General features: G+C 73.9%; 14 protein-coding genes. 8 read left to right on the top strand and 6 right to left on the bottom strand.

Annotated features, from left to right (window positions below):
* The first annotated feature begins 5 nt into the window (after positions 1-5).
* From MMR14E_RS19855 to MMR14E_RS19845, 3 genes are all read left to right on the top strand, one after another.
* Positions 6-392, top strand: coding sequence for a hypothetical protein (locus MMR14E_RS19855; RefSeq protein WP_331316660.1), 387 nt, complete (start codon positions 6-8; stop codon positions 390-392).
* A gap of 21 nt (positions 393-413) precedes the next feature.
* Complete coding sequence (locus MMR14E_RS19850; RefSeq protein ID WP_331316658.1) at positions 414-611, top strand: hypothetical protein; 198 nt, start codon at positions 414-416, stop codon at positions 609-611.
* Between the two features lie 65 nt (positions 612-676).
* Positions 677-991, top strand: coding sequence for a hypothetical protein (locus MMR14E_RS19845; RefSeq protein ID WP_331316657.1), 315 nt, complete (start codon positions 677-679; stop codon positions 989-991).
* A gap of 43 nt (positions 992-1,034) precedes the next feature.
* On the opposite strand, the gene MMR14E_RS19840 is transcribed toward MMR14E_RS19845, so the two are convergent.
* On the bottom strand, positions 1,035-1,439 hold the full coding sequence (locus MMR14E_RS19840) for a hypothetical protein (protein ID WP_331316655.1): 405 nt from the start codon (positions 1,437-1,439) through the stop codon (positions 1,035-1,037).
* Positions 1,440-1,649: 210 nt separating this feature from the next.
* On the opposite strand from MMR14E_RS19840, the gene MMR14E_RS19835 reads away from it, so the two are divergent.
* On the top strand, positions 1,650-1,895 hold the full coding sequence (locus MMR14E_RS19835) for a hypothetical protein (protein ID WP_331316653.1): 246 nt from the start codon (positions 1,650-1,652) through the stop codon (positions 1,893-1,895).
* Between the two features lie 17 nt (positions 1,896-1,912).
* On the opposite strand, the gene MMR14E_RS19830 is transcribed toward MMR14E_RS19835, so the two are convergent.
* A complete protein-coding gene (locus MMR14E_RS19830; RefSeq protein WP_331316651.1) occupies positions 1,913-2,653 on the bottom strand; it encodes a DUF4336 domain-containing protein in 741 nt (246 codons plus the stop codon).
* Between the two features lie 29 nt (positions 2,654-2,682).
* The gene (locus tag MMR14E_RS19825) at positions 2,683-3,177 is read right to left on the bottom strand and encodes a YgjV family protein (protein ID WP_331316650.1); all 495 of its coding nucleotides are present in this window, start codon (positions 3,175-3,177) and stop codon (positions 2,683-2,685) included.
* Between the two features lie 637 nt (positions 3,178-3,814).
* Between MMR14E_RS19825 and MMR14E_RS19820 the strand changes: the two genes are divergently transcribed.
* Positions 3,815-4,801, top strand: a complete 987-nt coding sequence (locus tag MMR14E_RS19820) for a class I SAM-dependent methyltransferase (RefSeq protein WP_331316649.1) — start codon at positions 3,815-3,817, stop codon at positions 4,799-4,801.
* A complete protein-coding gene (gene egtD / locus MMR14E_RS19815; protein WP_331316648.1) occupies positions 4,798-5,769 on the top strand; it encodes an L-histidine N(alpha)-methyltransferase in 972 nt (323 codons plus the stop codon). Before MMR14E_RS19820 ends, egtD begins: the two co-directional genes overlap by 4 nt.
* A 70-nt stretch (positions 5,770-5,839) precedes the next feature.
* On the opposite strand, the gene MMR14E_RS19810 is transcribed toward egtD, so the two are convergent.
* Complete coding sequence (locus tag MMR14E_RS19810) at positions 5,840-6,064, bottom strand: hypothetical protein (protein ID WP_331316646.1); 225 nt, start codon at positions 6,062-6,064, stop codon at positions 5,840-5,842.
* A gap of 204 nt (positions 6,065-6,268) precedes the next feature.
* On the opposite strand from MMR14E_RS19810, the gene MMR14E_RS19805 reads away from it, so the two are divergent.
* Complete coding sequence (locus tag MMR14E_RS19805; protein ID WP_331316644.1) at positions 6,269-6,997, top strand: SDR family oxidoreductase; 729 nt, start codon at positions 6,269-6,271, stop codon at positions 6,995-6,997.
* A 16-nt stretch (positions 6,998-7,013) separates the two neighbouring features.
* Here the strand turns inward: MMR14E_RS19805 and MMR14E_RS19800 are convergent, their stop codons facing one another.
* Positions 7,014-7,457: a DMT family transporter gene (locus MMR14E_RS19800; RefSeq protein WP_331316642.1), complete on the bottom strand. Its 444-nt coding sequence runs from the start codon at positions 7,455-7,457 to the stop codon at positions 7,014-7,016.
* Between the two features lie 44 nt (positions 7,458-7,501).
* Positions 7,502-7,951 (bottom strand): DMT family transporter, encoded by a 450-nt coding sequence (locus tag MMR14E_RS19795; RefSeq protein WP_331316641.1) that lies wholly within the window; start codon positions 7,949-7,951, stop codon positions 7,502-7,504.
* Between the two features lie 210 nt (positions 7,952-8,161).
* On the opposite strand from MMR14E_RS19795, the gene MMR14E_RS19790 reads away from it, so the two are divergent.
* A complete protein-coding gene (locus MMR14E_RS19790) occupies positions 8,162-10,195 on the top strand; it encodes an OPT family oligopeptide transporter (protein WP_331316639.1) in 2,034 nt (677 codons plus the stop codon).
* The last annotated feature ends 51 nt before the right edge of the window (positions 10,196-10,246 follow it).

Below are 10,246 nucleotides of genomic sequence, written 5' to 3'. Positions count from 1 at the left end.
ACGTCATGAACCCGACCGTCAAGGCCGTGCTGCTGAACGAGCGGACCACCGTGCTCTCGGCCATCGCGGCGCGTCAGGGCACCGTCTCCGACCTCCTAGTGCAGATCAACGGCGTCGAGAACGACATCTGGCGGCTGCGCCATCGCCTCATCGACATCGAGGCCTACCTGATCGGTCATCGCGTCGAGCTGCCCGACGCCGGGGCTGGGCAGGCCGAGGCGGCGGACGGGACGGAGGCCCCGGTCCCGCACCCTGCGCTGCCGCAGCCCGCGCCGCGGCCGGGCGAGGTGATCGGCCTGCCGAGCTGCAAGCCGCTCGGCGATTTCGTCCGCCCGAAGACGTCCGCGCGGAAGGCCCAGGCGACCGCGGCCCGTCAGGTCGAGATCGCCTGAGGCCGCCCGGGGATCACGACCATGCACCGCCTCCGCAACGGTCTCCGGCGCAGGTCCGCGCCGCCGGTCCCGGCCCTGCCCGAGAGCCTGACGCGCTTCGTGTCGCCGCCGGTTCCCGAGGCCGGATGGATCACCGCGCCGCTCCGGGACATCGGCATGGCGCTGCTGGTCGGCGTCGTCGTCGCGCTCGTCGGCGGCCGCATCCTCGAAGCCTGGTAGCCGCTCCTGACTGTATCCCGGCCATGGCCTATGAGGATCGGTGAGGATCCCGAGGGGGTGGACGGATGGGCAACGGCGACGGCAGCGGCGCGCCGAGCGCGAAGATCGCGGAGGTCCAGCGCCTCGCCACGGCGCTCGCGGCGCGGGTGCGCTACGCGCAGCTGGTGGGCCGGCCGGTCTACGAGGCGCAGATCTCCGCGCTGGTCGGCGCCGCGCGCCTGATGGACGAGGAGCGGGCCCCGTGGCCACCGATGGTGGAGGAGGTGCTGACCGAGCTCGCCCGCACGATCGAGGGGGCCGATCCCGCCGAGGGCGTGGCGGGGAACGCGGTGGGGAACGCTGCGGGCGATCCGGCGAAGGACTCGCCCGGACGGCCTTGAACGCACCGCTCCCGCCGGCTCCCCGTCGTCACCCTGATAGCGGTCATCGCGCGATCGCTTGGGGCTCCCGACCGGGATCGCGCGGAGACCGGCGGCGTCGGTCGCGCGCCCGCAGCCAGATGGCCGCGTCCAGCACGACGACGGGCGCCACCGCCAGGGCCGCCGCCAGGGTGCGGTTGCGCCGCGGATTCGCCGGCGTGGCGCGGGCCGCCAGCAGCCCGGCATCGAGGAGATCCCCGCCGACCCGCAGGCCGAGATGGCGCTCCGGCTCGTCGGCGGCCAGGATCGCCGCGCCCGAGGCGATCTCGCGCAGGCCGTAGAGCTGGACCAGGGCCTCGTGGCCCTCGAGGCCGGTCGCGGCGGCGACGCGGCGGGGCGCGAAGGTCTCGGCGAGGCCGAGCCCGATCCCGAACCAGGCCAGCCCGCGGGCCATCTGTCGGTCATCCATCTGCGATCCTGCTCCGCGCGGCCACCGGTCCATGGTGGGCCAACCGGGCGGTCCCGGCCGTGTTCCGGACCGGCGTGAGGCCGGAACTTCGCGACGAAGGGCCGATTGATCAGGGTGCCGGCACGGAGATCCGCGCCCGTCGCCGCCGCAGCGACGCGCGTCCCCGGCCGCAGTCCCTCAACCCGCTCGCGTCGTGAAGTCGATGGCCGCATGATCCTGAGCCTGCAGGCCGTGCAGGTCGCGACCGGAAGCGACGATGCCGAGAGTCAGCTCGTTTTCGCCGACGGGTTCCTGGTCGCGGTCCTGGTCCGTCTCTCGGCGCAGCACGACGTGGATGCCGGGAAGTGGTTCTTGGAGGCCGGGTTCGGCCCGATCGGGCCCGCCGCGCCGCCGCCGTTCGCGGACCTGCCGGCGGCCCGGGCCTGGATCCTGCGGCAGCTGATCGCGGCGGCCTGACCGCGAGGCCGGCCGTCTCAGGGCGGCGTCCCGAGCCAGCGGAGGGAGCGTCTCAGACGCGCCGCACCGTCCGCGGCGAACCACAGGCCGTGCGCGAACACGACCCGCTCCGGTGCCAGGCCGACGAGATCCGCGGCCGCCCGCGCGGCGTCGCGCCGCCGGAGCCTGATCACGAGGCGCAGGTAGGGGGGCGGCTCGCCGTGCGGCGGCGTCATGCGGGCGAGGCGCAGGAACGGGCGCAGGAGCGCCGGCATCTTGGCGGGCTCCAGGTTGAGGACGAGGTCGGTCAGGATCAGGGTGCGGCTCGCGCTGTGGAAGAACGCGACCTCGCGGAAGCCGAGCCCGCCCGGGACGACGAGCTGGCGCAGGTCTCCCGCCCAGTCGGGCGGCGCCGCATCCCCGAGCACCCGGTCGACGCGCAGGCCGGCGCGGCGGACCTGGCGACGCTCGCGCAGGTTCGGGGCCGCCCAGGTCAGGGCCTCCGGACAGTGGTCCTGCCAGGCTTTCAGGTAGGTCCAGTGCGCGATGTTGGGCGCGACCAGGTGGCGGATCGGTCCGAGCGCCGCGATCGCGCGGTGCAAACCCGCGTCGAAGCGCGTCGGCGAGTGCAGCCAGAGCGATCCGTCGCCGAGCCGCACGACGGTCATCCGGACGGGCAGGGGAATGCCGAGGGCGCGAAGCGGTCCGCTGTCGACGATCCAGACGCCCTCGGCCACCGGCTTGAGCACGTCGAGGGGCGGATAGGTCGCGTCGGGCAAATCCCGCTCTCTTCCTCGGCCGCGGGACGTCACGCGCCCGCACCTGTGCAACGGCGGGGCCGCGGCGGGTTTCCCGGATCGATCGCCGCAGGCCCGGCGCGCGTCACGCCCGCGCGCAGTCGGGCGCGACCGGCTCCAGCGGCGGGACCGGGNAGCAGCGCGCCCGTCGCCGCGCAGGCCGACGGCCACCCGTTCCACGTGGCGACCGTCAGGCACGCCGCCGCCAGGGTGCTCGCGGCGAAGACGGGCGGGACCCAGCCGCTCCGGCCGGGCGCGCCGACGCAGCGGAGGGAGACGAGGCTCTGCAGCACCGAGATCGCGCACATCGCCGTCCCGGTGAGCGCCCCGAGCGTCAGGTAATGCGCGCCGAAGCAGGCGGCACAGGCCGCCGAGGCCGCGAGGATCCAGGTCCGCCGCGGCATCACGCCGGCAGTAAAACCCAGGATCAGGCCCAGGGACCCGAACAGATCGAGATGCGTCGCGGCGGCGGCGGACCAGAAATACAGGAATGATGCGGCGTTCATCGTGCGCGACCGGCCGGCGCGGGGGCGCCGTTTCAGTCGATCGCGCTAGGATCGCACGGTAATCGGATGGTTAACGCCGTCTCGGGCGACGATCACGGTGCGGCGAGCGTGGCCGCTCCGCCGCACCGTGCCCCCGCGCGCCGCGCATGGCCCGATCCCTCGACCCTGGGCCGGTCCAGAATTCGCTCGCGGCCATTCAAGTATTAATCAGGATTTTTATTGCTGCGATTTGCGATTAACATAGATCAATGCGCGATCTTGCCGTGTTCGACGGGGAACAATGCCTGCGGCCTCCGGTTCTCCGGGCATTCGAGTCGGGACGACACCGCGGCCGGTCGGGCGGGGGTGCGCGCGCGCCCGCTACCGGTGGTGTGAACCGACGCTGAGATGCATCTTCCCACGCATGACGATCATCGTCCCGTCGCCGCGCGGTTCCGGGACTTCATCCGGCCTGGACGACGCCCGCATCGACCCGGCCCTGCTCGCCGTCCTCTTTCGGTACCGTGCGGTCCCGCGCGCAGCCGGGACCGTTCCGGAGCTTCGCGGTGCTGTTCGACCCGGGACGCCCGGCAGGTCGCCGCCGACCTCGCGTCGGGCGCCTTCGTGATGCGCCGGATGGACAGCTGAGGGCCGACCGATGACGCGTTCCGCTCCGATTGCCGCCCCGATGCCCGCTCCGTTCCCGGAGGACGAAGAGGCGGTGCTGGCGCTGGCGCGCGCGCTGCGCGAGACCGGCTACGCCTTCACCACCGTGACCCCGGCCACCCACGGCCACGTCAACGCCCGGCCGCGGAACGCCGAGGCCCGCAGCCTGCGCGACGTGTTCGGCTGGAGCCGGCCGTTCCGCGCCGACTTGGTCCCGGAGCCGATCCTGCGCCTGATGCGGGCGGCCGGCGCCGTGATCGAGGACGGCCCGCTTCTGCGGCCGACGCTGCGCTTCTCGAGCCTCGACGGCGAGCTGTTCGCCCATTCCGCGTATCCTCCGAGCGCCGCCGACGCGGTGTTCTTCGGGCCCGACACGGCGCGCTTCGCCGCGGCGGTGATCGCGCATCTCGAGGCGCGGCCGCGGCCGGTGCGCCGCGCGGTCGATATCGGCTGCGGCTCGGGCGCGGCCGGGATCTGCGTCGCCAAGCGGGCGCCGGGCGCGGAGGTGGTGCTCGTCGACATCAACCCGGCGGCCATGCGGGCGGCGCGCGTCAACGCCCGGCTCGCGGGGACCGACGGGGTCGAGGTCCGCCGCAGCGACATGCTGCGCGACGTCGAGGGCGGGTTCGACCTCGTCGTGTCGAACCCGCCCTTCATGATCGACACGGCGGAGCGGGCCTACCGGCACGGCGGCGGCCCTCTCGGGGCCGGGCTGTCGCTCGCGGTGGCCGAGCAGGCGGCGGGGCGGCTCGCGCCCGCCGGCAGCCTCGTCCTGTTCACCGGCGCGGCCATCGTCGACGGCCAGGACCCGTTCCGCGACGCCGTGGCCGACCTCTGCGGCCGGTCCGGGCTGGACTGGACCTACCGCGAGTTCGACCCGGACGCGTACGGGGAGGAACTGGCGACGGCCGCCTACGACGCCGTCGAGCGGCTCGCCCTCGTCGTCCTGACCGCCACGCGCCCGGTGACCCGGCCATGACCGATCCCTTGACCGATCCCTTGACCGATCCCCTGACCGACCGCTCAGCCGACACCTTCCTCCGGGACGCCCTCGCGGGCCTGACCGCCGAGCCGAAGACGCTGCCGGGCAAGTATCTCTGGGACGAGACCGGCTCGGACCTGTTCGATAGGATCTGCCACAGCGCCGACTACTACCCGACCGCCCAGGAGATGACCGTCCTCCCGCAGGCCGCCGCCGACGTGGCGCGGCGGGTGCCGCCGGGGGTGACCGTCGTCGAGTTCGGCAGCGGCGCGAGCCGCAAGATCCGCACGCTCCTCGACGCGCTGCCCGAGCCGGCGGCCTACGTGGCGATCGACATCTCGGGGGCGTACCTGGAGGCCGCGATCCGGCGGCTCGCCGCGGATTACCCCGGCATCCCGATGATCCCGGTCTGCGCGGATTACTCGAAGCCGGTCCGGCTGCCGCGCGCGGCGGGGCCGGGCGGCATCCTGGGCTTCTATCCGGGAACGAGCATCGGCAACTTCGACCCGCGCGAGGCCCGGCTGTTCCTGGAGCGCGCGCGCGCGACGCTCGGGCCGAGCCTGTTCCTCGTCGGCGCGGACGGCACCGCCGACCCGGACCGCCTGCAGCGCGCCTACGGGCGCGCCGACGGCCTGATGGCCGCGTTCCACCGCAACATCCTGACGCGGCTGAACCGGGAGCTCGGCGCCGATCTCGACAGCGACAATTTCCGGCACGCCGTCCGGCTCTGCCCGGACCCGCTGCGGGTGGAGGCCCACCTCGTCGCGACGCGGACCGCCACCTACCGGCTGGGCGACTGGACCGTCGCGTTCGCGGCCGGGGAGAGCGTCCGGACCGACACGTCGCACAAGTACCCCGCGGACGCCTTCCGGGCGCTCGCGGTCGAGAGCGGCTGGCAGCCCCGCGCCCTGTGGACCGCCGAGGACGGGGACTTCAACCTCCACCTGCTGCAGGCGGAGGCTTGACCCGGCAGGCGGCCCCTGGCCCGACGCACCCTCCCGCGCCGAGCCGGCACCCGGCCCGGCGGCGCGCGCTCTAGATGGCCTGGATCGGCGCGTGCTTGCCGTCGTGGGCGGAGCCCGATTCCATGCTCCGGGTCTCGCCGGCCTGGCGCTGGTCCCGGGCCGGCGGCGGGTAATCCGTCAGCGGGCGCCAGGGGGCGGCCGGGGCGCCGAGACGCGCGCCGGACGGGCGCATGGACATCCAGACCGCGACGGCCATCCACGGGACGACGAAGAAGACGAAGGCGGCGAGCCCCACGGCGATCCTCCTTGGTACGGTGACGCCGGGAGAACGCCCGAACGGCGGCCGCGGATCCGACGCGATCGGGCCTGGAGCCCGGCGCGGTCAGAACCTACAAGGATGGGCCGCTCAGCCGGGCCCACCGGACCTGATCGGCGGCCCCGCCGGGCGCGGCCCGGTCCGGACGCCGTCACGGCGCCGCGCAGCCTGCTGGAGCGAGCAATGGCAGATCTTTCCGGAAAGACGGTCCTGGTCACGGCGGCGGGTCAGGGGATCGGGCGCGCCAGCGCGCTCGCCTTCGCCCGCGCCGGGGCGCGGGTCCACGCCACCGACATCAACGCGGGCGCCCTCGCCGAGCTGCGCGCCGACAACCTGAGCACCGCGACCCTCGACGTGCTGGACGCGGACGCGGTCGGCGCCCTGGTCGCGCGCATCGGCGCGGTCGACATCCTGTTCAACTGCGCCGGCACCGTGCACGCCGGCACCATCCTGGAGATGCGCAACGACGAGCTCGACTTCGCCATAGACCTCAACGTCAAGGCGATGATCCGCACGATCCGGGCGGTCCTGCCCGGGATGCTGGAGCGCCGCGACGGCGCCATCGTCAACATGGCCTCGGTCGCCTCCTCGGTGAAGGGCGTGCCCAACCGCTTCGCCTACGGGGTGACGAAGGCGGCGGTGATCGGCCTGACCAAGGCGGTGGCCGCCGACTATGTCGGCCACAACATCCGCTGCAACGCGATCTGCCCGGGCACCGTCGAGAGCCCGTCGCTGCAGGACCGGATCCGGGCGCAGGGCGACTACGAGCAGACCCGCGCGGCTTTCATCGCGCGCCAGCCGATCGGCCGGCTCGGCACGCCCGAGGAGATCGCCGACCTCGCCGTCTACCTCGCGGGCGCGACCTACACGACCGGTCAGGCCGTCCTGATCGACGGCGGCTGGACGATCTGATCCGCCGGGACGGGCGTCAGAACCGGGCGACCAGCGCCACGCCGCCGATCATCAGGGCGCCGCCCAGGACGCGCCACAGGCCGGCCTCGTGGACCTTGAAGCCCACGAGGCCGAAATGGTCGAGCAGGATCGAGGTGACGACGCCCGCGGTCACGATCAGCCCCAGGAAGGTGGCGGCCCCGATCCGCTTGGACACGGAGAGCTGCGCCATCGTCAGGCCCGCGCTCATCAGGCCGCCGAGCCACGCCCACCAGGGCACCTGCGCGAGGCGGTCCGTCGCCGGCAGCCCGTACTGCCCCGTCACCAGCATGGCGACGCAGATCGCCGCGACGCTGACGAGGAGGCTGACCACGCCGGCGAGCAGCGGCCGCGCGAGGGACTTGGCGAGGCCGGCGTTCTGGCCCGGTTCGATCGCGGTGGCGATGCCCGCGAGCAGCGCGAATCCGTAGAGGAAGAGCATGCTGGGATCCTGAAGGGTGCGAGGCGTTCGGAGCGGCGGGCCCGTCAGAACACCGCCACGAGGGCGACGCCCGCGACCATCAGGGCGCCGCCGAGGATGCGCCAGCGCCTGGCGGGGTGGCGCTCGAAGCCCACGAGGCCGTGATGGTCGAGGATGATGGAGCCGACCACGCCCGCGGTGATCACGCAGCCCAGGAACGGCGCCGCGCCGATGCTCTCGGCGATGTAGAGCTGCGCCAGGACGACCGCGGCCCCGAGAACGCCGCCCGGCCACGCCCACCAGGGGACGGGCGTCGCCGCTTCGGCCTGCCTCCGGCCGCGCAGCCGGGCGACCAGCATCGTGGCGAGGAAGCAGGCGATCGCGAGGCCGAAGCAGAACAGGCCCGCGAGCATCGGCTGCCCCGTGACCTTTGCCAGCGTGGCGTTCTGGCCGGGCTCGATGGCGTTCGCGACCCCGGCCACGAGGGCGATGCCGTAGAGGTACCACTTGGACAAGGCGGCGCCTTCCGGAGGAGGAGCGGTCCGCACCCGGACGGGGCGGTCTGCTGCCAAACCCGCCGCCGCGCCGGGCGACTGCATCACGGGCGCGGTCCGCGCCGGGACAGATCGCCCCAGGGTGCGGGCGAGGCCGTCCCGGCCGGGGGGGGCGGCGCGGGAACGTTTCCGGCCCCTCGCGTGCTGTGCCTGTGGCAGCCCGAGTGGATGATGGACGCCCCCAGCCCGACGATCACGCCGAAGACGCAGGACCGTCAGGCCGAGCTGACCCTCCGGGGAATCGCGCTCGGCGCGGCCATCACGGTCGTGTTCATGGCCGCCAACCTCTACATGGGCCTGAAGACCGGGATGACGTTCTCGTCCTCGATCCCGGCGGCGATGATCTCGATGGGCGCGTTCCGGCTGATGGGCGGCGCCGGCATCCTCGAGAACAACATCGTCCAGACGCAGGCCTCGGCGGCCGGCACCCTGTGCAACGTCATCCTGGCGCTCCCCGGCCTCGTCCTCGTCGGCCACTGGCACGGCTTCCCGTTCTGGCAGACCACGGCGGTCTGCCTGCTCGGCGGCCTGCTCGGGGTCGCCTTCTCGATCCCGCTCCGCCGCGCCCTCGTGTCGGGCAGCGATCTCCCCTATCCCGAGGGTATCGCCGCCGCGGAGGTGCTGAGGACCGGCCACGAGGAGCAGGGCGGTCACGGCCTGCGGGACCTGCTCGGGGCCGCCGCGGCCGCCGGGACGATCGGGCTCGCCACCACGGGGCTCAAGATCCTGGGCGAGGGTCTCAGCGGCGCGGTCAGCCTCGGCGGCGCGGTATTCCGCACCGGGACCGGCTTCTCGCTGGCGCTGGTCGGCGTCGGCTACCTCGTGGGCATCGGCGCCTGCCTCGCGCTGCTGACCGGCGTGCTGATCGCCTGGGGGATCGCGGTCCCGATCCTCACCGCCCTGTCGCCCGATCCCGCCGAGTCGGCGGGCGCGGCCGCCGAGGCGGTCTGGTCCGGTCAGGTGCGCCTCATGGGCGCCGGCATCATCGCGGTGGGCGGGCTCTGGACCGTGGGCTCGCTGGCGCGCCCGATCCTCGGGAGCATCCGCGCCGCCCTGGCCGGGAGCGGCGGTCTCGGCAAGGACCACCCCCGGGCGGAGCGCGACCTGCCGATCACCTGGGTGGCCGCCGCGACCCTGGGCCTGTGCGTGCCGCTCGCGCTCCTGTTCTGGGCCTTCGCCGGGGCCGGCGACCTCGGCGGCCTGACGATCGTGCTGGCGGTGGCCGCCACCCTGTTCACCGTCCTGTTCGGCTTCCTGATGGCGGCGGCCTGCGGGTACCTCGCGGGCCTGCTCGGTTCCTCGTCGAGCCCGATCTCGGGGATCGGCATCCTGACCACGATGGCGACCGCGCTGCTCCTGCCCCTGATCCTGGGGCATTCCGCCGGACCCGAGGGGGACCGGTTCGTCACCGGCATGGCGCTGCTGCTGACGTCGGTGATCATCACAACCTCGTCGATCGCCAACGACAACCTGCAGGACCTGAAGACCGGGCAGGTCCTCGGCGCCACGCCCTGGCACCAGCAGGTCGCGCTCATCCTCGGCGTCGGGGTCGGCGCCGTGGTGATCGCCCCGCTCCTGTCGCTGCTCTACGAGGCCTACGGCTTCGTCGGCGCGCCCGCGCGTGACGGGCAGGATGCGGGGAGCGCCATGCCGGCGCCCCAGGCGGCCCTGATGACCCAGATCGCCAGCGGCATCACGCACGGCGAATTGCCCTGGACCATGGTGCTGATCGGCGCCGGGCTCGGGGTGGTGCTGGTGGCGGCCGAGACCTGGCTGAAGCGGCGCGACCTCACCTTCCCGGCCCTGACGGTCGGGATCGGCATGTACCTGCCGCTCTCGGTGGAGGTGACGATCGCCGTCGGCGGCATCCTCGGCTGGGTCGCCGAGCGCCGGCTCCGCGCCCGGTTCGGCGCGAAGGCCGACGGGAAGGCCGACGAGAAGGCCGCGCAGAAGGCCGACAAGGCGGTCGGCGCCGCCCGCCGCCGGGGCGTCCTCCTCGCCTCCGGGTTCCTCGTCGGCGAGAGCTTCGTGGGCGTCCTGCTCGCCGGCACCGACCTCCTGGCGGGGCACAGCGCGGCGCTCGCCGTCGCCGGCAAGGATTTCGCGCCCTACGCCACCGGGCTCGGCCTCGCGGTGTTCGTGGCGGGGCTCGCCGTCTACCTGCGGATGGTGTCGCGACCGGACGCGGCCCCGCGGGGGACGTGACGGATCCGCCGGCGCCCCGGCCGGGTTCCCCGCAGGGAGCCGTCGCCCGCG

Source organism: Methylobacterium mesophilicum (assembly GCF_036441335.1).
In the GTDB taxonomy this organism is placed as follows: Bacteria; Pseudomonadota; Alphaproteobacteria; order Rhizobiales; family Beijerinckiaceae; genus Methylobacterium; species Methylobacterium mesophilicum_B.
This window is presented reverse-complemented; position numbering and strand designations above follow the sequence as displayed.